At 68.1% G+C, this 22221-nt stretch carries 19 protein-coding genes; 1 reads left to right on the forward strand and 18 read right to left on the reverse strand.

Annotation, left to right across the window (positions count from 1 at the left end):
- Positions 1 to 5 precede the first annotated feature (5 nt).
- The 18 genes from pdxS to D472_RS0111345 form a co-directional block, all read right to left on the reverse strand.
- Positions 6 to 917 (reverse strand): pyridoxal 5'-phosphate synthase lyase subunit PdxS, encoded by a 912-nt coding sequence (gene pdxS / locus D472_RS0111255; protein ID WP_017604587.1) that lies wholly within the window; start codon positions 915 to 917, stop codon positions 6 to 8.
- Between the two features lie 230 nt (positions 918 to 1147).
- On the reverse strand, positions 1148 to 1687 hold the full coding sequence (locus tag D472_RS0111260) for a hypothetical protein (protein ID WP_017604588.1): 540 nt from the start codon (positions 1685 to 1687) through the stop codon (positions 1148 to 1150).
- A 17-nt stretch (positions 1688 to 1704) separates the two neighbouring features.
- Positions 1705 to 2904 (reverse strand): glycosyltransferase family 4 protein, encoded by a 1200-nt coding sequence (locus tag D472_RS0111265; protein ID WP_017604589.1) that lies wholly within the window; start codon positions 2902 to 2904, stop codon positions 1705 to 1707.
- Positions 2901 to 3872, reverse strand: coding sequence for a phosphatidylinositol mannoside acyltransferase (locus D472_RS0111270; RefSeq protein ID WP_017604590.1), 972 nt, complete (start codon positions 3870 to 3872; stop codon positions 2901 to 2903). The genes D472_RS0111265 and D472_RS0111270 overlap by 4 nt, the downstream gene beginning before the upstream one ends.
- 39 nt (positions 3873 to 3911) lie before the next feature.
- Positions 3912 to 4547 (reverse strand): phosphatidylinositol phosphate synthase, encoded by a 636-nt coding sequence (gene pgsA / locus D472_RS0111275; protein WP_017604591.1) that lies wholly within the window; start codon positions 4545 to 4547, stop codon positions 3912 to 3914.
- A gap of 134 nt (positions 4548 to 4681) precedes the next feature.
- The gene (locus D472_RS0111280; RefSeq protein WP_017604592.1) at positions 4682 to 5257 is read right to left on the reverse strand and encodes an HIT family protein; all 576 of its coding nucleotides are present in this window, start codon (positions 5255 to 5257) and stop codon (positions 4682 to 4684) included.
- Between the two features lie 273 nt (positions 5258 to 5530).
- Positions 5531 to 7201 (reverse strand): DUF885 domain-containing protein, encoded by a 1671-nt coding sequence (locus D472_RS0111285; protein ID WP_026117590.1) that lies wholly within the window; start codon positions 7199 to 7201, stop codon positions 5531 to 5533.
- 190 nt (positions 7202 to 7391) lie between these two features.
- Positions 7392 to 7988, reverse strand: a complete 597-nt coding sequence (locus D472_RS0111290; RefSeq protein WP_017604594.1) for a GTP-binding protein — start codon at positions 7986 to 7988, stop codon at positions 7392 to 7394.
- Between the two features lie 34 nt (positions 7989 to 8022).
- The gene (locus tag D472_RS0111295) at positions 8023 to 8439 is read right to left on the reverse strand and encodes a DUF742 domain-containing protein (protein WP_239642956.1); all 417 of its coding nucleotides are present in this window, start codon (positions 8437 to 8439) and stop codon (positions 8023 to 8025) included.
- Between the two features lie 98 nt (positions 8440 to 8537).
- Positions 8538 to 8939 carry a roadblock/LC7 domain-containing protein gene (locus D472_RS0111300; protein WP_014909276.1) on the reverse strand — a complete coding sequence of 134 codons (402 nt, stop codon included), beginning with the start codon at positions 8937 to 8939 and terminating at the stop codon, positions 8538 to 8540.
- Between the two features lie 232 nt (positions 8940 to 9171).
- Positions 9172 to 12435 (reverse strand): sensor histidine kinase, encoded by a 3264-nt coding sequence (locus D472_RS0111305; protein WP_017604596.1) that lies wholly within the window; start codon positions 12433 to 12435, stop codon positions 9172 to 9174.
- Between the two features lie 1381 nt (positions 12436 to 13816).
- Positions 13817 to 14482, reverse strand: coding sequence for a hypothetical protein (locus D472_RS0111315; protein WP_026117591.1), 666 nt, complete (start codon positions 14480 to 14482; stop codon positions 13817 to 13819).
- 36 nt (positions 14483 to 14518) lie between these two features.
- Positions 14519 to 14710 (reverse strand): hypothetical protein, encoded by a 192-nt coding sequence (locus D472_RS0111320; RefSeq protein ID WP_017604599.1) that lies wholly within the window; start codon positions 14708 to 14710, stop codon positions 14519 to 14521.
- A gap of 421 nt (positions 14711 to 15131) precedes the next feature.
- Entirely contained in the window at positions 15132 to 16163 is a 1032-nt protein-coding gene (locus tag D472_RS0111325; RefSeq protein ID WP_017604600.1) for a LacI family DNA-binding transcriptional regulator, read from the reverse strand.
- 108 nt (positions 16164 to 16271) lie between these two features.
- Positions 16272 to 17669 (reverse strand): GH1 family beta-glucosidase, encoded by a 1398-nt coding sequence (locus D472_RS0111330; protein WP_017604601.1) that lies wholly within the window; start codon positions 17667 to 17669, stop codon positions 16272 to 16274.
- Positions 17670 to 17898: 229 nt separating this feature from the next.
- Positions 17899 to 18759 (reverse strand): MetQ/NlpA family ABC transporter substrate-binding protein, encoded by an 861-nt coding sequence (locus tag D472_RS0111335; protein ID WP_017604602.1) that lies wholly within the window; start codon positions 18757 to 18759, stop codon positions 17899 to 17901.
- A 63-nt stretch (positions 18760 to 18822) separates the two neighbouring features.
- Positions 18823 to 19548, reverse strand: a complete 726-nt coding sequence (locus D472_RS0111340) for a methionine ABC transporter permease (RefSeq protein ID WP_017604603.1) — start codon at positions 19546 to 19548, stop codon at positions 18823 to 18825.
- The gene (locus D472_RS0111345) at positions 19545 to 20501 is read right to left on the reverse strand and encodes a methionine ABC transporter ATP-binding protein (protein ID WP_017604604.1); all 957 of its coding nucleotides are present in this window, start codon (positions 20499 to 20501) and stop codon (positions 19545 to 19547) included. Before D472_RS0111345 ends, D472_RS0111340 begins: the two co-directional genes overlap by 4 nt.
- A 636-nt stretch (positions 20502 to 21137) precedes the next feature.
- Here D472_RS0111345 and D472_RS0111350 point away from each other — a divergent pair.
- Positions 21138 to 22178 carry a coiled-coil domain-containing protein gene (locus tag D472_RS0111350; protein WP_017604605.1) on the forward strand — a complete coding sequence of 347 codons (1041 nt, stop codon included), beginning with the start codon at positions 21138 to 21140 and terminating at the stop codon, positions 22176 to 22178.
- Positions 22179 to 22221 lie beyond the last annotated feature (43 nt).

Consider the following 22221-nt stretch of genomic DNA (forward strand, 5'->3'; position numbering starts at 1 on the left):
CGCCATTACCAGCCGCGTTCGGCGTAACGCTGGGAGTCGGACAGCTCATCCAGGTTGATGCCGACCATGGCCTCGCCCAAGCCACGGGAGACACGGGCGATCACGGCGGGGTCCTGGTAGTGCAGGGTGGCCTGCACGATGGCGTCGGCACGCTTGGCGGGGTCGCCGGACTTGAAGATGCCCGAGCCCACGAAGACGCTCTCGGCTCCCAGTTGACGCATGAGCGCGGCGTCGGCCGGAGTGGCCACGCCACCGGCGGAGAACAGGGGCACCGGCAGCTTACCCAGGCGCGCCACCTCCTTGACGATCTCGTAGGGGGCGCGCAGTTCCTTGGCGGCTCCGAACAGTTCGGGCTCGTCCAGGGTCCCCAGACGCTTGATCTCGCCGTTGATGGAACGCATGTGCCGGGTGGCCTCGACGACGTTCCCGGTGCCGGCCTCACCCTTGGAGCGGATCATGGCGGCGCCCTCGGCGATCCGGCGCAGGGCCTCACCGAGGTTGGTGGCACCACAGACGAAGGGGACGGTGAACGCCCACTTGTCGATGTGGTAGGCCTCGTCGGCGGGGGTAAGGACCTCGGATTCGTCGATGAAGTCGACGCCGAGGGACTCCAAGACCTGGGCCTCGACGAAGTGGCCGATGCGGACCTTGGCCATGACCGGGATGGAGACCGCCTCGACGATGCCATCGATCATGTCCGGGTCGGACATACGGGCTACGCCGCCGTCCTTGCGGATGTCGGCGGGCACACGCTCCAGGGCCATGACCGCCACGGCACCGGCGTCCTCCGCGATCTTGGCCTGCTCGGGTGTGACGACGTCCATGATGACGCCGTTCTTGAGCTGTTCGGCCATGCCGCGTTTGACCCGCTGCGTGCCGACGGCGTTGTCGGTGCTGTTCGATGCGTTGTTGGCCACGGTGGTGGGCTCCCGTTTTCGTCTGCTGGTTGGGGCACGACCCTGGGGTCAGGGCGTGGGCACTTCCTGAACGCGCTGCTCGACGAGACCGCGCGCGGGTACGCGGACGTTGTAGGCACCGCGCACCCTTGGGCCGGCCAACATCTCATCCTACTTCCACCCACTTCGGGGCGTTTGGCCAGATAGGCGTTTGTGGCTTCCGCATCGCTTCACAGCGCGACCCTGCGGGTTCAGCGGGCGGTCGTTCCGCCTTGGGGCAGAGCGGTTCCGGGGGCCCGATCGTCCATCTCGAAGTAGTGGGGCAGGGCCGCGGTTCCGGCCGGCCGGAGCAGGCGAACCAGACGGGAGCGGCGGGCCCTTCGGGTGTCGGAGACCGCGTCGTTGTGGAAGACCCGGGCCAGGTGCACTCCCCGAGCAGCGACGAGCACCTCGTCCAGGCGCGGGGCACAGGCGGGGCCGGAAGGGGTGTCCGTGTGTTCCAGGGCCTCGCGCAGGGCGGCGGACAGGGCGCTCTCGGCGAGTTCGCGCTCGTCGTCTCCGGCGCGGCGGGCCCGATTGGCGGCTTCGGCCAGGGCCCGAGCCTCCCCCGGCCGCAGGGCACCGGAGGCGGTGAGGTCCAGCACCGCTGCGGCCCGACGCAGCAGGGCCGCGTCCAAGGCCGCGCGTGCGATCTCCACCCGGTGGTGGAGGCGGTCCAGGCGGGTGGCGCGCCAAGAGAGGTAGAAGCCCAGCAACACCAAGAACAGCAGTGTCGCGGCCACGGTGGCCACAAAGGTCGCGTCGCCGGTCAGGACCGCTCACCTCGACGGAGCAGGGTCGTGCTCAGGGGTCCGTTGTCCAGGCGGACCCCCGCGATACCTTTCCGGTCGTACCCGGTGCTGGTCAGGACGGTCTCGTACACGTGCGCGATGTCGGCGGCGACGGTGTCCCAGTCATAGGCGCTCACGGCGGCGTGGGCGGCTCTGGACAACCGGGACCGACGCTGAGGATCGTCGAGCAGGGCGGCGGTCTGTTCGGCCAAGTGTGTCGGGTCACCGACTCGAAAGAGTGTGCCCGCGCGCCCGCCGTCCAGGACGGCGTCGAAGGCGGGGATGTCGCTGGCGACGATGGCGGCTCCGGCGGACATGGCCTCGGTGAGGACGATGCCGAAGCTCTCCCCTCCGAGGTTGGGCGCGCAGAACACGTCCGTGGAGTGGTAGGCGCGGATCTTGTCGGCGTCGTCGAGGCGGCCGAGAAGGACCACGCGTTCACGTACTCGCTCGGGGACCTCGGACAGGTCGGCCGTCCCGGGCCCCGCGACGAGCAGGCGCAGGCCCGGCCGCTGTGGGGCCAACCGGGCGAAGGCCGCCAACAGCACGCCCAGGCCCTTGCGAGGTTCGTCCAACCGGCCCAGGAACCCGATGGATCCGCCCGGTCCGGGCCACCCGGGAAGCGGCTCGGCGTGGGCGAAGCGCCGGACCGAGACCCCGTTGGGAATGAGCACGGCGTCGCCGCCCACGTGTTCGACGAGGGTGCGCCGTGCGGCCTCGGAGACGGCCACGCGCGCGTTGATCTTCTCCAAGGCCGCACGCAGGGCGGTGGAGGTGGCCGCCATCGCCCGTGAACGCGGGTTGGAGGTATGGAAGGTGGCCACGATGGGACCGTCCGCCGCCCAGCAGGCCAACAGGGAGACACTGGGCGCGGCGGGTTCATGGATGTGCAGGATGTCGAAGGCGCCCTCGGTGATCCAGCGGCGCACACGTGCGGCGATACGCGGGCCGAAACTGATACGGGCCACCGAGCCGTTGTAGGGCACCGGCACGGGCCGCCCGGCCGAGACCAGGTACGGAGGCCGTTCGTGGTCGCCGTCGCCCACCGGAGCCAGCACCGACACCTGGTGGCCCATCGCGATGAGCGCCTCGGCGAGGTCTCCCGCGTGCTGCTGGACACCACCGGGCACGTCCCAGGAGTAGGGGCACACGATCCCGACCCTGATCGGAGCCGTCATCGACCCCGCCCTCGGGGGGTCTCGTTCGAGGAGTCGATCCCGGAGCGTGCGGCGGCCTCGATCTCCCGACGTCGGGTCCGGTCCTGGTCGTGGTCCGCGCTGAAGACGGCTTGGAGCATGTGCCAGTCCTCGGGGTGTTCGGCGATGGCGCCCTCGAAGACGCGGGCCAGCGCTCGGGTGGTCTCCTGGACACGTGCGGCGCGGGAGGCGCCCTCGGCGACGGGGACCTCCTCGTGCACCCGTATGTTCCAGTACGGGCCTTCGTACCAGAGGGAGACCGGCATCAGGGCGGCGCCCGTGTTCAGGGCCAGGGCTGCCGGCCCCGAAGGCATACGTGCCTTCTCCCCGAAGAAGTCGACCTCCAGGCCGTTGCCGTTGATGTCACGGTCGGCGAGCAGGCACACCAGGCCGCCTTCGCGCAGGCGTCGGGCCAGCACTCCGACGGTGTTGGCTCCGCCGGTCAACGGCAGCACCTCCATGCCCAGGGATTCCCGGTAGGAGGTGAAGCGTCGGTAGAGACTCTCGGGGCGCAGACGTTGGGCGACGGTGGTCAGGGGGGTGCCCCGAGCCGCGATCCACGCTCCGGCGTGGTCCCAGTTGCCCATGTGCGGTAGAGCCGCGACGACACCGCGCCCGGACCGGACGTGCTCCTCCAAAACCTCCACACCGCTCTGCCGGGTGTGGGACAGGATGTGTTCTCGCCCCATGGCCGGCAACCGGAAGAGTTCGTAGTAGTAGCGCATGTAGGAACGCATCCCTGCCTTGGACAGAGCCCTGAGCTGGGCGTCCGTGGCGTGCGGGCCGACCAGCCTGCGCAGGTTGCGTTCCAGTCCCCGTGTGCCTGCGTCATGGGCGCGCCAGGACCGGTCGGCGATACGGCGAAAGACCGCCCGTCCCGCGCTCTCGGGCGAGCGTCGGACCAGTGTCCACCCGGCCGCGTAGGCCAGATCGGCCATGCGTTCGTCCACGTCGTGCTTTCCTCATCGTCTTCCATGGCCCCGCGCCCCTCAGGCGTCGTTGCCGGCCCTTCTACCCAGATCCTCGCCCCGTCCCCCGGTGTAGCCGGGGTCGTTGAGTCGGGCGCGGGTCTCGATCAGCCGTTGGAGGATGGTGAGCAGGCTCATCGCGGCCAGGAGCCACAGGCCACCTGCCAGGACGTAGGGCACACCGAGTTCACTCAGACCCACCGCGACCAGGATGACGATCAACCGTTCGGTGCGCTCGGCCACACCCACGTCGCAGTTGACGCCCAGGCCCTCGGCCCGCGCCTTGATGTAGGACACCATGAACCCGCTGATCAGGCAGAACAGAGTGAGTCCGGCCAGCAGCGGCTCGTCGCCCTCACCCACGAACCACCACATGAGTCCGGCCAGGATGGCCGCGTCGGCGACCCGGTCCAGACTGGAATCGAGGAAGGCACCGAAGGCGCTGGCACTGTCCTTGGCCCTGGCCACGGCTCCGTCGAGCATGTCGAAGAGGGCGAAGACGGTGATGACCACCGAACCCGCGTAGAGCTGGCCGCGAGGATAGAAGTACAGGGCGCTGACGACGACACCGGTGGCACCGATGATGGTGACGATGTTGGGCGTCAGGCCGATCCGGGCCAGACTCCGACCGAGCGGAGCGGTGACCCGGGAGATCATGGGGCGAAGGATTCTCAGCATGTCTTCTTGTGATCGTAGGACGGGAACGGTCGTGGAGGTGGGAGCCGCACCCGCTGGGGGTGGCGCGTCGCCGGACCGGACGTGCCCGCCCTAGGCCCGGGAACGGTCGGAAATCACCCTCGCGGCCAGTGTTCGGCCAGCTCGGCACGGGTCTGTTCCAGCATTTCGGGCAGCACCCTGGTCCGGCCGATCACCGGCATGAAGTTGCTATCGCTTCCCCACCGGGGAACGACGTGCTGGTGGAGATGGGCCGCGATTCCCGCACCGGCCACGGTACCGAGGTTCATGCCTACGTTGAAGCCCTGGGGGCGGTAGGCCGAAGTGAGGGAAGTGATGCCCGCCTGGGTGAGTGCGGCGATCTCCGCGATCTCCTCCTTGTCCAGCGAGGTGTACTCGGGAACGTGCCGGTAGGGACACACGAGCAGGTGGCCGCTGTTGTAGGGGTAGAGGTTGAGCACCACGTAGGCGTTCTCGCCGCGTGCGACGACCAGGCCTTCGGAGTCCGTCACTTCGGGCGCCCGGCAGAAGGGGCAACCGTCCTCGGCTCGAGGGCCGGTGGGTTTGCCCTCACCCTTGATGTAGGCCATGCGGTGCGGCGTCCACAAACGCTCCCAACCATCGGGGGCACCGGTTTCCGTGTCGGATCGACCGCCCACGCCGTTCTCGGGTTCGTCCTCGGCACCACTCATGGCTCGTCCGTCCCCTCGATGACCGTTTCGGTACTTCGCGTTCCAGCATAGGAGCGACCGGAGACGAGCGTGCCCAGGCGCCCCCGGCCAACGGCGAGGCCGAACGGTTCCGCCGGGCGCCGAGTGGGCCTATCCTCGCCTCTACTCCTGCGAGGCCGAGCACCAAGCCGCCTAGCCCGGCTTCTTGGCCTGGTACGGCCACCACCGGCCGCGCACCGGGCTCGGAGGGCGAGTCCCGGCAGCCCGTGTCACCGGCCTCACCGAACAGCCCCTCTAGAGACCGAGCAGGGTGCGCAGGTGACGCGGGGGCGGAGCACCGTGGGCGAGCATGGCGTCGTGCCGCTCACGTTCGGACCACTTCGGGCGGACCCGTCCGAGGTCACGTGCGATGTCGGCGATCTCGGACCGACCGACGTAGTAAGTGGACAGTTGGGCGCTGGTCAGCTCGGCACGGCGCCACTTGCCATGAGCCTCACCCTCCCCTTGGTGGCCTCGCTGGACCAGCAGGGTGATCGCCTCGGCCTCGGAGACGTCCTTGGTGTGCACCCTCACGTCCAGGATGGCGTTGAGGATCACGCGCAACCGCGTCTTGAGTTGGACCAGGCGCAGCGCCAGGTTGTCGCGGCGGCCGGAGACGTCGGTGCCCTCGGTCCAACCGTGTCGGGCCAGGACCGACTCCGCGTGCACCGCCCAGCCCTCGACGAAGGTGCCGCTCCATAGCACCCGTCCCACGCGGGTCGAACCCTCGTGGCGGGCCGCGTGGGTCGATTGGAGGGCGTGTCCGGGCAAGGCCTCGTGAGCCATGAGGCCGCGCAACGACACACCGTTGTACTCACGGTGAAAGGATTCTCGTCGCTCGCGGGACCAGTGCTGGGGCGGTGGCGCGACCGCCACCAGGGTGGGCTGCTCGACCACACGCGGGTCCAGTGGGCCGGGCGGGTCACAGTAGGCCACGGTCACGCCCCGCCGTGTCTCGGGCATGGGCGCCAGCCGGATCGGGGCATCGTGCACGGTGACGACGTCGAGTTCGCGCACACGCCGGTACAAGTGGGCCAGGGCCTCCTCTGCGATGGGCCACACCGTGTCGCCGGTGGTGGCGTGTTCGCGGGCCAGGGAGGCCAATACCTCGGCGACCTGGCCAGTGCGGCGGGAGCGACCCTCGTACTCGGCGGCCACCTCGGCCAACTCCTCCTCCGTGGCGATGAGGTCGCTTTCGGCCCGTACCAGCAGGGCCTCGGGGGAGAGTTCGGAGTCCAGCGTGTACCAGAGACGGGCGGCGAAGGCCCGTTCCCCCAGGCGTGGATCCGCGGTGGCGAACTCGGCTTCGGCACGCAGCCATGAGGCGTACTCCTCCACTGCCGCCAGAGCCGCCTCACGGGCTCGGTCGAGACCGGGTGGAGTGGTGGAGGAGGTGAGCGCCAAGGCGGGCAGGTCATCGGTGAGCAGCACCCGAACCCCGGACAATCGGTTCAAAGCGGTCTCGGCGTGCACACGGGGGATGCCGGGCCCCTCGGACAAGCGGTGACGCGCCGTGGAGAGCTGGTCGGGTAGGGCCGCGCAGCGAGCGGCCAAGGCCTCCAAACGCTCGGGGAGCGGTAGGGAGTCACGTTCGAGGAGGGGGGACAGGGCCTCGCCCGGTGTGTACGTGAGCGGGTCCCAGGTGTGGGGGCGCAGTTCCGTGGTGTGCCATAGGTCGGCGGACACACGGCAACGCAGGACTTCCAGGTCCACGGCGTCACCGGGCGGAAGCAGGTCCTGGTCGATCTCGTCCAGGGAGCCGAGCGCGTCGGTGAGGACCGCCACGCGCCGGACGTCGGCCTCGCTCGAGTGGTCCGTGAGTCGATGGGCACCACGGACGTCACCGAGCTCCAACGCCCACTCGGGGGCGTCGGACAACAGCGCGTCGAGTACCCCCTCGGCGACCTCGCGGAACCGTCGGGTCATCTCAGCGGCGTCGGCGGAAGAACTCATTCGGCCATGATGCCGGCACAGGGGTGTGTTCGGTGGATGCCGCCCGCCGCCATGAAGGTCGCCGCGCAGCGGGGAGCGCCTGCGGGCACGCCCGGAGCCCGGTTCCCGCCGAGCGGGAACCGGGCCGTGTTCGTGCGGGACCCCGGCCCGGGAGTGCTCCCGGTCAGCGCCAGGAGTTCTGGCCGCCGGTGGAGGTGGGCTGCTGCCCTGCCGCGCCCTCGGGGTCCCCCACCGTGATGGCGTGCTCGACGAGGGTGATGAGCGTCGACTTGGTGGAGGCCCGGTCTCGGGCGTCCACCTGGACGATGGGGATCTCCGGGCTGAGCGTGAGCGCGTCCCGGACCTCGTCCGCGGCGTGGGGGTAGTAGCCGTCGAACCCGTTGATCGCGACGATGAAGGGCAAACGCGCCTCTTCGAAGTAGTCGATCGCGGGGAAGCAGTCCGCCAGCCGGCGGGTGTCCACCAGCACGACGGCACCGATGGCGCCTTTGACCAGGTCGTCCCACATGAACCAGAACCGGTGCTGTCCGGGGGTACCGAACAGGTACAGGATCAGGTCCGAGTCCAGGGAGACACGGCCGAAGTCCATCGCGACCGTGGTGGTCTGCTTGTCCGGCGTCTTGGCGAGGTCGTCCACGCCGACGCTGGCGCTGGTCATGACCGCTTCGGTCGTCAGCGGCACGATCTCGGAGACGGAGCCCACGAATGTCGTCTTCCCGACACCGAAGCCCCCGGCGACGACGATCTTGACCGACGTCATCGCGTTCCCCCCAGCACCGCCTTCCTCGGCTGGGCTAGAGCTTGCGAAGTCCACTGAGCACCCTTTCAAGCAGGTTGGTGTTGGGGCGAGCTTCGTTATTGAGCGAAGACCTGATCTGGACCAGTCCCTGCTCGGACATGTCCGCCACAAGCACCCGCGCCACGCCGAGAGGCATCCGCAACAACGCGGAGATCTCCGCTACGGATCGCCATTCCCGGCACAGGTCACTGATCGCCTGCCATTCAGGCGTCAGCATGCCCGACTCGTTTCGGGCCGCATCGGTGGCCGAGATCAGCGCTTCCAGGGGAAGCTGTGACTTCGGCTTGGTACGGCCCTTGGTGACCGCGTAAGGACGCACCAGCGAGCTGGGCGCGCTCCCCGGCGCGGGTCGTTGGTCATACGGTTGTTGGATTGGTCGAGGAACATCTCCGCCGCCCGGCACGGCCGGCATCCCTCCGGTGGAGGGATGACCCGGCTGTTGGCCGAACCACGAGGCGCTCCCGGCATCTCTACTGTGAGGTGCCACCACTTCCTCCTGTCGGTGGTGGATCAGTGGATTCCCGAGGTACGCGCCGTTGGTGTCAGCGCCCTCCCGGCCCGCTCGACGAGCAGGGTCATCTCGTACGCGACCAGACCCAGGTCGCTTTCGGCCGCCGCGAGGACCGCGAGACAAGAGCCGTCGCTGATGGCCATGATGAGCATCAGCCCCCGCTCCATCTCCACGACGGTCTGGGCGACCGCTCCACCCTCGAACACCCGAGCCGCGCCCTGCGTCAAGCTGGACAACCCAGAGGCGATCGCGGCCAGCTGGTCGGCCCGGTCGGCCGGGAAGCCCGCGGACGACGCCAACGGAAGGCCGTCGGATGAGACGACGATCGCGTGGGCGACATCGGGCACCCGGTCGGCAAAGTCAGTGATCAACCAGTTGAGTTCATTCACCTGTCGACTCATCTGATCTCCTGTCCAAGTTCGCCGGCTGGTCTTTCGGCACTGCTACCGCCGGCACGGCATGTGACAGCACTGCCTCTGCGAACTGCCCGGCCCCTCCCGTGGGGGAGACCGGGAGTCTGGTGTTCTGTTCTTATCAAGTGACGGGTGTGGTGCGTCCGAGAAGCTCGGTAGATGCTATTGCATCCTGCTTCCAGAACTGAGAGGGACCCCGTCCCACCACTGGCCACCTGGGTCACTCTCCCGCCGAGCCATCGCCGATGCGGTTACGCCCATCACGGATGCCCTTCTGCAGACCCGAGAAGCGGTTACGGACACGGTCCGCGCTCCGGGTAGGCATCTGCTTGAAGTTCTCCGGCTTGGGCGCGGTCCCTGGAACAAGGTTTGCCTTGGGAACCCGTTTTGGCAAGCCCGAAGTGGTGAGACCACCCGCGAGCGGTTCGGCGGCGGTACGCGCGGCCTTCCATCCACGGTCGGCGGCGGAGTTCCAGTCCTGTTCAGAACGCGGGTTCTGGTCGGTCCGTTGGGCGGGTTCCCGTGCGGGCGCACCGCTCTCCGGAGCCGCCGGCACCTGCTGGATCGGACCGGTTTCGGTCGCGTCCACGGTCGGTCCGCCACTGCGGCGCTTGAACCAGTTGGACTCGATCGCGTCGAAAATCGGTAGCGAGTCGGAACCCTCTCCGCCGGGTGTGGGCGGCACGACGGTGTTGTTCGGCCCCTGAGCACCACCGTAGCGTCGGGAGAGATAGGCCGTGGAACCGTAGCCCTCACGCGTATCCGCACCGGCGCCGCGCCAACCGTCCGTCCCACCGGGGTCGCCCTGCCCTGGCTGTCGGGGCTGCTCCGCACCAGGCGCGTGGTCCCACTGGGAGACGGCCGGGAAGGATTCGGTACTGGCCTCGGTGGGTTCCGGGTTCTGGTGGGGCTCCCCGTCGAAGGCCTCGCTCCGGTGGGCTCCAGTGTCGAAGGCACCGCCGGAGCGGGACCCCACGCCACCGAAGGCGTCGTAGCCGTCGGTCTCGCGCCGTTCGTCCTCGGTGGGCCGGCGGAACGCTCCGGTGTCGGAGGGCCGGCGGAACGCTCCGGTGTCCGAGGAAGGACGACTGAACGCTCCGGTGTCCGAGGGCCGGCGGAACGCTCCGGTGTCCGGGCCACCGAACGTACCGGTGTCGGTGTTGCGCGGAGCCGGGTCGAACAGGCTCCGACCGCTCGCCTCCGGCTGCGGCTCTTCCTCCTCCGGCACGTCGTAGGGGTCCACCACGGACCCGGTGCCGTTGTCGAGGGCACCATTGCCGGGAGAGAGCCCTTGGGCCCGGTTGGGGGGCTCCCAGACCGAACCGCTGCTGTCGGTGTTCCACAGGTCCTGGCCGCTGGGCGGGTGCTCCTCGGAACGGACTCCGCCGGGCGTGCGCTTGGGCAGGCCGCCCAGCTCACCGGGAGAGGCCTCCCCGGCGTTTTGGTCCTGCCATGGGTCGCCCGGTTCGTCGGCGGCCGGGGTGGCGGCGAAGGCCGCCTCGGCGTCGGCGAAGGTGTCGGGGACTCCTGCGGAGAGTTCGGCACGGGACTGAGTGCCGCCGAGGGCGTGCTGGTTCTCGACCGGAGTGATGAGCAGGTCCGGCGGGAAGATCACGCTGGCGGTGGTTCCGCCACCGTGGGCCTCCTTCAGGGTCAGCTTGATCCCGTGGCGGTGCGCCAGGCGCGAGACCACGAACAGACCCATGCGGCGCGAGACCGCGACGTCGATGACCGGCGGCGCGGCCAAGCGGGCGTTGATCGCCGCGAGGTCGTCCGGGGCCATACCGATACCACTGTCGGTCACGTCGATCTGGACGGCACCGCTGTCCAAGACCTTGGCGCTGACCAGCACCTCGGTGTCGTGCGGGGAGAAGGCGGTGGCGTTCTCCACCAGCTCGGCGACGAGGTGGATGACGTCGTTGACCGGGCGGCCGAGTACAGAGATGTGGGAGGGTGCGCGCACGTTGACGCGCTCGTACTGCTCGACCTCGGAGACGGCGCCACGGAGGACGTCGACGAGCGGGACGGGTTGGGCCCACTTACGGGTGTTGTCCTGGCCGGACAGAACCAGGAGGTTCTCGTTGTTGCGCCGCATACGCGTGGCCAGGTGATCCAGCTGGAAGAGGTCGGACAGGCGGTCGGAGTCCTGCTCGGACTGCTCCAGACCGTCGATCAGACGCAGCTGCCGTTCCACCAGGGTCTGGCTTCGGCGGGAGAGGTTGACGAACATCGCGTTGACGTTGCTGCGCAACGCGGCCTCGTCGGAAGCCAGTGTCAGGGCGACACGGTGGACGTCGTCGAAGGCTCGTGCCACCTCACCGATTTCGTCCTGGGTGTCCACCTCGATGGGCGTGACCCGAACGGTGTCGGGGACGGACCCGGCCTCCTGCATCCGGTTGATCGCCTCGGGCAGGTCGCGCTCGGCGACGCGGCGGGCGCCGTCCTCCAAGGTCCGCAGGGGACGCACCAGGGAGCGAACCACCAGCGAGGTGAGGATGAAGACGGCCAGGAGCACGCCGGCCACGATGACGAGGTCGAGGATGGTGCGGGTGAGCGCCGTGCCACGGAGGTCGTTGGCGTCGCCGGCGATGCGCTCGGCCAGGCTGGTCTCGACCGTCTGAAGACGTTCCAGGGCGACATCGGCGATGTTGCTGTAGTCCTCGGGACCGTCGTTGGCGGTCACACCGGTGAGGTCGTCCCCACGGTCGGCGCGGTACATCACACGCATACGCATGGTGGAGACCTGGCTGACCTCCAGACCGGTGAAGTGCTCATCGAAGATCGAGCGCTGTTCGGGGCTGGCCGCCTGGACGAAGTTGGAGATCTCGTTCTCGTAGCGGGCCCGGCTGGAGTCGATGGCCTCGGAGATACCACCGGTCATCGAGTTGCGGGACAGGGAGTGCCCCATCAGCGCGGTCTCGTAGGAGAGCTGGTCGCGCGCGTTCGACAGCGCGGTGAGGGCTCGGACGCTCTCCCGCAGTTCGGTGTCGTTGGTCTGGTCCGCGATCGTCTGGTTGAAGTCCGCCAGGGACCGGACGATGGTGCGGTACTTGGTGACCACCGGAAGGACCGTGATACGGGTCTCGTCGACCTCCGTGCGCAGAGCCTCCAAGGTGGCGAGCTGACTTCGCATGGTGGAGAGCCGGCCTTGGGCCAGGTCACCGTCCATCTCGCCCATGTCGTCGAGACGGGCGGTGAGCGTGCTCTGGAGGTCGCGGGAGGAATCCCGCTCGTCGTCCAACTCCTGCCGCAGGGAGTCCGAGCGGCTGCCCGGATCCGCGCTGTCGGAGATGTAGACGGCGCTGGCCGTGCGTTCGCGGCCCAACTGATTGGCCAGCTCCACGATCAGGACACCGACTTCGGCTCTGTCCTCGATGTGGGCGTGGGTGACCGTGGAGACCGAGGCCTCGTAGACCCTCAGGCCGCCGAGCGCGAGCGCCACGGCGGTGGGAATGACGATGAGGGCCACCAGTCGGGAACGCACCCGCCAGTTACGTGGCCGCCACCAATCGTCTGTACGCCGGGGCGTGGCATCGGCGTTATCGGCCTTTGTCNNGGCGTGGCATCGGCGTTATCGGCCTGTGCCGGCTCGCTTCGCGCGCCGGCCCCGTTCTTCGTCGCTCGTGTCGACACGGACCCTCGCAACCTTTCGTGTCACCGCCTCGAACGGCTGTTGAACCCAGGGTTTGAACCGCTCCGGACCAAAAAATCGGTATAGACCACATGGTCCACCAGATGCAGGAAGCGGTGGGAGTGTGGGGAGATGTGAAGACTGTCCGCCGGACTCGCCTGGGAGGAGAGGAGCCGCGCACCATCTACATCAAGGTGCGCGTGCGGTGGATAGCGTATCAATGGGCGCGAAGCGCTCGCTTCGGTCGTTTGGCACCAAACAGCAAGATCAACTTTGGACGTCCAAGACCATAATGCCTCCCGTGTCCACATTATGACCAATCCCCCAGGTCAGGCAGGCCGACCGAAACCCCCTGGGCAGCAATGTAACTATTTGGACACACCCCCGTTTTGCTACTAAGAGTGACAGTTCGTGACAAAAAGGTGTCACGTACGCGCAGGTCCCCGAAGGGCAACCAGCTGAACGCCCCACCGCGCCACAAACCAGTTACTTATAGTAGTAATATCAGGACAAAGAGTTTCGATTTCGTGTCGAAGCAGGCCGGGGCGGCGCAGCGTATTTCGGTCAACCTCTTCCTACCTCTGAGCGCCACCCTCCCGTGCACGCCCGGTTCGTCCGCTCCGTCCGCTCCCATGGTCGCGAGCCCCCTCGACGAAGACGCCCTCGAAGCGCTGAGAATCGAGCGAAACGGAAGAGGGCTCCCACGACTCCGCAGCACCTCCAGAGGAGCCGCCGGCGCACGTCCTCTCCCCGCGCACCGTCAGTGAGGCCACCACCGGTGGCTGCCGCGGTGATGCCCCCGGTCGGCTCGGTGACGGTCGCAGACCGAACACACCGCTGTGCCCTCTCCCTCGACCCGGTGGAGACGCCGCGCTCCGACACCGCCGAGGCCTTCATCGAACTCGACGGCGCCGAACGCGCCGAATTCCGGTCGACCGCCGCGCGTGACCGACTCCCGCCGCTCGTACCGAGAACAGGTCCGTCCCTTCCAGGAGATGTCGTCCAAAACGACCGCGTGTTCCCGCGTCAGTGCGCACGGTCCGGGTCCGGCCGTGGACCCGCGGGGCGGAGTCCACGAGTCGAAGGGCCCGAAGCATCGATGGATGCTCGCCAAGGGCCCCGTCCATGGTCGGGAGGACCCGTACCGGGCCCGCGACCGCTTCGAGCCCTGGCGCTGGGAATACACGGCCTGATACGCCGCCTCGAGCGGAACGGTTCCGTTCAGGGAAGGGAGTCAGACCTGGGAACCGACTCTGACCTCGAAGGTGCCCAATTCACCGGCGTCGACGAACAGTTCGTCGTCCGACTCCAATTCCGCGGTGGTGATGGGCAGCAACGCCCGGACCCGCTCCGGCCCCGAGAGCAGCCAGGGGGTGTTCGGGTCGACCCGACCTCGGCCGTTCTCCAGTTCCTCCACCCAGGTGCTGAGCTCCAGCGGTTCCCCGTCGAGTTCGTCGGCGGTGGTCAGGACCGGCCCCAGGCTCAGCTGCACCGGTTCTCCCACGGCGTCCAACCACAGGCAGGCCGGGGTGTAGGCGTGGCCCTCCCCCTCTCCCACCGAGAGCGCCGCCACACCCACACAGGCCATCCGGGCCTCGGGCAGGACGGCGTCGTCCACCCCCGTCACCAGGTCGGGGGCGATTCGCAACTCACGGTCCCCCATACGTACCGGCACCACCGTCCTGGGTACGACCGGTGCGCACATGCGTGTTTCCGGTTCCACGATGATTTCGATGGCGCCCTCGACCGCGCGTTCGTGTGCGGCCTCCAGTGCCCGGAGACCGCCCTCCAACAACCGTTCGAGAGAGACCTCGTCAGGACTGCCCAGCACGTCTTGGTCGTCCACGGCCCCGGCTCGTGTGCCGCCACCGCTGGGCGACAAATAAGTGACCCACCGCAACGTTCCCACTCCTTCGCTCTGTGCGCCGCGCGCTCCTCACGCGACGGTCGTGGCCGAAGCCCACTCCACACCCTCGCCCCGGCCCGGGTGGAAAGGATCGGTACGACGGCGTCGGCTCGAGTCCACCCCCATCTGTCGGCCGTCGGCCGAGTACCGACCGGGTGAGGGCGACCTGACCTGCCAGGAGGGCCAGTGGTCCTTGGCCCCCTCCAGCGCGGTACCTTCCACCGTCCCACGCTGTATCGGTGGAGTTCTGCCCGGCTGCGGGACTTCACCGGAGGAGTTCACCGCGGGCCCCTCAGGGAACGACGACCGGGCCATGTTCCTTACCGGTGCCGGCGCAACCCCGACAGGGTTCGTCCACCCGCCGCCACACGATCACACCGCTGACCTCCCTATGCGGCCTCTGCGGCCGCCACCACCCCGTGCCGGAACAGTACCGACACTCGTTCCCCTCCCGATCGCACCATCCGCAAGCGTCGATGGCGCATCGGGCGTGGATCGGCTCCCCCGTCGGATCCATGCGCTCCCCGTTCCCGAGAAAGCGACCAGCTTTGCACAGAGGGTGATCACCGGTCCAGAGGAAGGCACGAAGTCGATTCCCGGGCGGGGGCGCGCACGCGGGCCCGTGGTGTCCTCCCGTCCTGGCTCACCCGGATTCGCGGATCACCAGGCGGGTTTCCAGCATGACCGTCTCCGCTTCCGTGGTGCGCGGGATGGCCACGTCCACCAGCAGGCGCGCCATCTCCCGCCCCATCTGCACGGTGGGTTGGTGAACCGTGGTCAGCGACGGCGAGCTGTGCTGAGCCATGGGGCTGTCGTCGAACCCGACCAGGGCCACGTCCTCGGGCACGTTCAGGCCGCGTTCGCGCAGGGTTCGGATGGCCCCGATCGCCATCATGTCGGAGGCGACGAACAACGCGTCGGGGACACTGCCCCGGTCCAACAGCGCGGCCATGGCCTCGGCTCCACCGTCGACGCTGAAGTCGCCTTGGATCACCAGGTCCTCGTCGATCTCCCGGCCGGCCTCCTCCATCGCCTCGTGGTAACCCCGCAGTCGCCCCACACCGGCGTTCATGTCCTGGGGTCCGGTGATGGTGCCGACGCGTTCGTGACCGGCCTCCAGTAGGTGCCGGGTGGCCACGCGCCCGCCTTCCACGTTGTCGATGTCCACGTAGAAGGGCGCGGGCACCGCTTCGGAGTAGGGGCGGCCACCATGCACCACCGGGACACCGGAGTCGGCCAGTCGGACGGTGAGGGGGTCGTCACGGTGCAGGGAGACGAGCATGGCACCGTCCACGTGCGATCCACTGAGGTAATCGCCCACCCGCTTGTGCTCGACCTCACCACGGGCGGTGGTGAGCATGAGCTGGAGGTCTCGTTCGTGCAGTACCGAACTGACGCCGCGGATGACGTCGGCGAAGAAGGGATCCGCGAACAGGCGATCTCGCGGCTCGGAGACCACCAGGGCGACCGTGTCGGTACGCCGGGTGACCAGTGTGCGCGCGGCCTGGTTGGGGCTGTATCCCAGTTCCGAGATGGCGTTGTGCACGGCCTCACGGGTGCGCGGACTGACTTGGGAGGAACCGTTGATCACCCGAGAGACGGTGCCCCGCCCCACGCCGGCCCGCTGCGCCACCATTTCCAGGGTCGGTCGTTGTCGACCGCCACTCTTGGCCACTTCGAGGCTCCTTGGAGATGTACCTTCCGCCCGGACGTTCCGGACGGTGGGCGTGGAGGGCACGGGGCGGTGGGACCCCCGAAGGGAGGTCCCACCGCCGCTCATGGTTCACCGTGTGGGGAACCTGCCGGTCCTGGCCAGTTCGGCGTACCAAAGGCCCGTGTCCTTGACGATGCGCTCCTGCGTCTCGTAGTTCACGTGCACGATGCCGAATCTGCGGGAGTATCCCCACGCCCACTCGAAATTATCCAGAAGCGACCACGCGAAGTAGCCACGCAGGGGGACTCCGGCCTCGATCGCCTCCTTGGCGGCCCTCAAGTGGCCCTCGTAGTAGTCGGTGCGGTCGGCGTCGTGAACGGCGCCGTCCTCACTGACCCTGTCCTCGAAGGCGCATCCGTTCTCGGTGACGTACAGGTCGATGCCACCGCTCTCCCCCGCCAGACGCTGGAGGACGTCGAACATGCCGCTGGGGTCGATCTCCCATCCCATGTGGGTGACGGGCAATCCCTGCGAGACGTGGACCTCCTCGGGGGCCGCGCCCAGCCAGGCCTCGCCCTCACCACTGACCAACGCCGGGTCCAGGCCCTTGGCCGAGCCCGCGACGAACTCCGGGGAGTAGTAGTTGACACCCAGGAAGTCCAAGGGCGCGGAGATCGTGGCGAGGTCCCCCTCCTTGACGAAGGAGAAGTCGCTGATGTCGGCGAGGTCCTCCAGGACGTCCGCGGGGTAGGCCCCCTTGAACAGGGGGTCGGTGAAGATCCGGTTGCGTACGCCGTCGGCTCGGCGGGCGGCCCGCACGTCGGCGGCGTTGGCGCCATGGGGGCGGATGACGGCCTGGTTGTGCGCCAGGCCGACCGTGGCGTCGTGGCCGGTGGAGCGGAGCGCCTCGACCGCCAGCCCGTGACCGAGCAGCAGGTGGTGGGTGGCGGCGAGGGCGGCGGCCGCGTCCTTGTGTCCTGGGGCGTGGTGGCCGTTGTGGTAGCCGAGGAAGGCCGAGCACCAGGGTTCGTTGATGGTCATCCAATGGCAGACCCGATCACCGAGGGCGTCGGCGACGACCTTGGCGTAGTCGGCGAAACGCAGGGCGGTGTCACGAGCCGGCCAACCGCCCGCGTCCTCCAAGGGCTGGGGGAGGTCCCAGTGGTAGAGGGTGGCCCAGGGCTGGATCCCGGTCTCCAGGAGGTTGTCGACCAGACGGTCGTAGAAGTCGATCCCCTCCTGGTTCACCTTGCCGCTTCCCTCGGGAATGATCCGCGGCCAAGCGATGGAGAATCGGTAGGCACCGAGGTTGAGCCGCTTCATCAGCGCGACGTCCTCGGCGTAACGGTGGTAGTGGTCGTCGGCGGGGTCACCGGTGTCCCCGTTGAGCACCTTGCCCGGAGTCTCGGCGAAGGTGTCCCAGATACTGCGGCCTCGGCCGCCTGCGGTGGTGGCGCCCTCGATCTGGAAGGAGGCGGTGGCCGCCCCCCAGAGAAAGCCCTCGGGGAAATCGTTGGGGTTGTTCACTTCTTCGGTACGCACCTTCCATGACGAGGCGACATCGCGTTTGGGAGCGCTCCCACAACGGAATCAGAACCAGCCTGTCGAGTCAACGCGTAAGAGCGCCGCCGCAACCCAACCGTTACTTGCCTCACACGATCCGAACGCCCGAAACGGGCACGCTCTAAAGAGCCGAAACGAGCACGGTCCGGGCCCCGACGGGTCGGGGCCCGCTTTTCCACTCTTCGGTCCCGCCCTACTCGTCCACGCCCATGGGGATGACGATGCCCTGCCAGCGCTCCTCCATGAACTCACGCACCTCGGGGCCGTGCAACAGTTCGTTGAGACGCACGATGTCCTCGGCCTCGATGTCCTCCGAGCGCACCACCAGACCATTGCCGTAAACGCTGCCCTCGGTCTCCTCCCAGGCCAGGGCGTTGGCGGTCTCGGCCAGGTTCGCTTCCAAGGCGTAGTTGCCGTTGACCACGGCCGCGTCCACGTCCTGGAGCGAACGCGGCAACTGCGCGGCCTCGATCTGGGTGAGCGTGATGTCCATCGGGTTGTCCTCGATGTCGGACTCCGCGGCGTTCTCACCGGCGCCGTCTGTGAGGGTGATGACCTCGTGCTCGGCCAGCAGATGCAGCGCTCGGCCCATGTTGGACACGTCGTTGGGAACCGCGATCTCGGCTCCCTCGGGCAGGTCCTCCAAGTCGGCGAATTCCTCGGAGTACAGGCCGAAGGCCTCGAGGTGGACGTCGCCCACGTACTCCAGATCGGCACCGGGATCACCCTCCAGGTACTCCTCCAGGAACGGAAGCGTCTGATAGTAGTTGGCGTCCAGTTCCCCCTCGGCCAAGGCCGCGTTGGGCTGGTTGTAGTCGGTGTACTCGACCACCTCGATGGCCAGTCCCACGTCGGCGGCCAGTTCCTCGTCGACGAAACGCAGAACCTCGGCGTGCGGCATCGGTGTGGCGCCCACACGCAGGGTCACCACGTCGTCGTCATCACCGCCACCGCCCTCCTCGGCACGCTCACTGGGACTTCCACATCCCGTGAGCAGCACGGCCACCGCGCCGAACACGACGGCCCCTCGCCACACGTTCGCGTTCCCTGCCATGTCCTTCTCCTCATCGTCGGTTCCGAACGATTCCTGACGGGGGACGGGGGAAGGGGCGTGGACTCAGCGCCGGGACAATCTGCGCACCATCAGGTCGCCCAGGCTCTGCGCGACCTGCACGATGACCACGAGCAGGATCACGGTCGCCCACAGGTAGTGATCGTTGAAGCGTTGGTAGCCCTCACGGATGGCGAGGTCTCCAAGACCACCACCACCGATGGCGCCGGCCATCGCCGAGTACGAGATGAGCGTGACCACGGTCATCACCAGGCCCGCGATCAGACCCGGCATGGCCTCGGGCAGCATCACCTTGCCCACGATGGTGGCCTTGCGCGTACCCATGGCGTGCGCGGCCTCGATGACCTCACGGTCCACTTCGCGCAGGGAGGTCTCCACCAAGCGTGCGAAGAAGGGGATGGCGCCGATGCTCAACGGCACGATGGCCGCCGTGGGGCCCAGCGTGGTGCCCACCAGGAAGCGGGTCAACGAAAGCACCGCCACCATCAGCACGATGAAGGGCAGGGAACGGCCGATGTTGACGATGGCGCTCAGTACCGCGCGCACGGCCGGAGCGGGGATGAGGCCGCCCTTGTCGGTGGCCACCAGCAGCACGCCCAGGGGCAGTCCGAAGAGCACGCTGAAGACCGTGGCCCACCACACCATGTAAACGGTGTCCATGGTGCCCAGCCACAGGCTGGGCCACATGTTCGGCCAATCCCGCACGAAGTCGAGGACCGCGGTGACGGCGTTGCCGTCCTGGGCCAGGAAGAGGATTTCGTCGGTGGTCACTTTCCGGCCTCCTCGACCAGCAGGCCGTTCTGGGACAGGTACCTGAGCGCCTCGGCACGGCGAGCACCGCTCATGTCGACGCTGAGACGGCCCACGGACTGGCCGGCCACCCGCTCCACGCCGCCGCCGAGGATGTTGACGTCCACGTCGAAGCGTCGGGTCAGTTCGGACATGAAGGGCTCGTCGAAGGAGCGCGGGTAGGTGATGACCACCGTCTCGGAGCCACCGATGTCCGGCAGGGGGAAGAGCGAGCGCGCCAACAAGGAGCCGGGGGTACCGATCAGGTCCAAGACCCGGCCTGCCTCACGGAACCCGCCGTTCTCCATGATCGCGGCGGAGTCGCAGATCCGCTTGATCACGTCCATCTCGTGGGTGATCAACAGGATGGTCAAGCCGAGTTCGTCACGCAGGCGACGCAGCAGCGCCAGGATGGATTCGGTGGTCTCGGGGTCCAGGGCCGAGGTGGCCTCGTCACTGAGCAGGACCCGCGGGTCCGAGGCCAGGGCGCGGGCGATGCCCACGCGCTGCTTCTGACCACCGGAGAGTTGGGAGGGATAGGCACGGGCCTTGTCCCCCAAACCGACCAGTTCCAGGAGTTCCCCCACGCGGGTGGCCCGCCGGGCACGGGAGACTCCGGCGACCTCCAGGGGAAACCCGACGTTCCCGGCGACTGTGCGTGAGGAGAGCAGGGCGAAGTGCTGGTGCACCATGCCCATCCGACGGCGGGCCGCGCGCAATCGACCGCCGCGCAGTGCGGTGAGTTCCTCACCGTCGACGTTGACGACGCCGGCGTCGGGGCGTTCCAGGAGGTTCACCGAGCGCAGGAGCGTGCTCTTTCCGGCACCGCTTTGACCCACGACTCCGTAGATCTCACCGGCCTCGACATGCAGGTCGACCCCGTTCAGGGCGTGCACCTGGCGATTCTTCAACCTGTAGGTCTTGTGGAGACCCACTGCGTCAATCACGGTTTTCCCATCGACATGTGGCGGTGGTGTCGCAGCTCTCGCCCACGGGCGAGGAGGGGTGTGCTGGACTCAGCGTGGGTTCGACGCCCACGTCCGAGCGTACGAAGAGCTCGGAGGGCGGGCGGCTGCGACGCGCCGGTGGTGCCGGCGGTCGAGGGCTCCGGGCGGGGCCGAGGCGGCGCAAGGGACACCGGGCGTGATCCTCGGAAGGCCTGGGGCGGGGCTCAGGAAGTACAGCGGGGCATGCGACAATGACCGCCGGGCAGGGGAACGCACCGCCGGGTGGCGTCCGCCGTGGTGGCGAGGGTCGCTTCGTAGTGCTCAAGAGCCATCACGGCACCAACTCAACCACGAACCCACAGGCCGGTTCAGCAAAATTCTTAACCTAATCATGGTTATTTATCCCACATTGACCGGTTTAATGGGGACTGCGATCACTCCCTCTCCCTCAAGACCCCCAGGAGTGCCTACACTCATTACCATCCCGTGACCCTCGCGCCACCATTCGAGGGGCCGCAGGCCCGTGAGGACGAGCGCTCTGCCGGATCCGGGAAAGACGACAGCAGCGTCCACGGCGCCTCATGCCCGCAGGGGGCGTACGTGGGCACGAGGAGCGACCACATCGTGCAGTCCGACGACCTGAACAGAGTGGACGACTACGCCGACTTCTGGGCGCCCGACCGCACCTGGCGGGAGAGCCTCGCCGACTGTGCACGCCCACTCGCCCACGTGCTACGTCCCGGCCTGGGTTCGGGCCGCACTGCGGCACTGGCCATCGTCCTCTTGGCCATCACCGGAGCCCCCGCACCCGCCGCCGCGACCCTGGCGCCTCGGGAGCCGGAGAACATGCAGACCCTGGAGGCACGGGCCGAAGCCCTCAGTGAGGAGTACAACGGGGAACTGCGCGACATGGAACAGGTGATGGAGGAGGCCGAACGCGCCCAGGACCGCGCCGACTCCACCCGTGAGGACGTGGAGGCGGCGCGCGAACAGGTGCGTTCCCTGGCGGTCGCCACCTACACCAGCAGCGGTATCGACCCCTCCATGTCGCTGTTCGTGGAGGTGGAGCCGGACGAGGTCATCGAACGCGCCGTGGTGATCGACTACCTCTCCACCAGCAACCAAGAGAAGATCGACCAACTCGATCAGGCGCTCTCCCGGGATGAGGTCGCCCAGGCCAACGCCGAGGAACAACTGGCCGAGGCGGAGTCCGACCTGGACGAGCTGGAAGATCGACGCATGGAAGTGCGTCGACTCATCGCCGACCACCCGAACCAGCCGATGCGGCCGCCGGACAACATCACTCCGCGCACCGAGCAGATGCGTGACCTGGCGATCGAGAAATTCGGGCGAGGCGACGACGTGGGTGGCGTGGGCTGCTACAGGGCCGTGGGCGGCTGGGTCGTGGGCGAGCACCCCAAGGGACGTGCCTGCGACTTCATGGTCGACGGCAACGGTTCCACGCCCTCGGCGGAGCAGGTCCAGCGCGGTTGGGACATCGCGAACTGGGCCCGGGAGAACGCCGATGACCTGGGGGTCATGTACGTGATCTACCGCCAGCAGATCTGGGACGTACGTCGTGGGGACACCGACTGGCGTCCGATGGCGGACCGGGGAAGCATCACCGAGAACCACTTCGACCACGTGCACATTTCGATGTTCTGATAGGGGGACGAATCCCGTCTGTTGCGGGATTCGTCCCCCTCAC

This window comes from Nocardiopsis alkaliphila YIM 80379 (assembly GCF_000341005.1).
Taxonomy (GTDB): domain Bacteria; phylum Actinomycetota; class Actinomycetes; order Streptosporangiales; family Streptosporangiaceae; genus Nocardiopsis; species Nocardiopsis alkaliphila.

What these genes read in the sequence shown, in the direction of transcription:
- D472_RS0111265 (WP_017604589.1), bottom strand. Translation starts at nt 2,904, where the DNA reads ATGACGGCTCCGATCAGGGTCGGGATCGTGTGCCCCTACTCCTGGGAC.
- pgsA (WP_017604591.1), bottom strand. Translation starts at nt 4,547, where the DNA reads ATGATCTCCCGGGTCACCGCTCCGCTCGGTCGGAGTCTGGCCCGGATC.
- D472_RS0111280 (WP_017604592.1), bottom strand. Translation starts at nt 5,257, where the DNA reads ATGAGTGGTGCCGAGGACGAACCCGAGAACGGCGTGGGCGGTCGATCC.
- D472_RS0111285 (WP_026117590.1), bottom strand. Translation starts at nt 7,201, where the DNA reads ATGACCCGACGGTTCCGCGAGGTCGCCGAGGGGGTACTCGACGCGCTG.
- D472_RS0111290 (WP_017604594.1), bottom strand. Translation starts at nt 7,988, where the DNA reads ATGACGTCGGTCAAGATCGTCGTCGCCGGGGGCTTCGGTGTCGGGAAG.
- D472_RS0111295 (WP_239642956.1), bottom strand. Translation starts at nt 8,439, where the DNA reads ATGCCGGCCGTGCCGGGCGGCGGAGATGTTCCTCGACCAATCCAACAA.
- D472_RS0111300 (WP_014909276.1), bottom strand. Translation starts at nt 8,939, where the DNA reads ATGAGTCGACAGGTGAATGAACTCAACTGGTTGATCACTGACTTTGCC.
- D472_RS0111335 (WP_017604602.1), bottom strand. Translation starts at nt 18,759, where the DNA reads ATGGCAGGGAACGCGAACGTGTGGCGAGGGGCCGTCGTGTTCGGCGCG.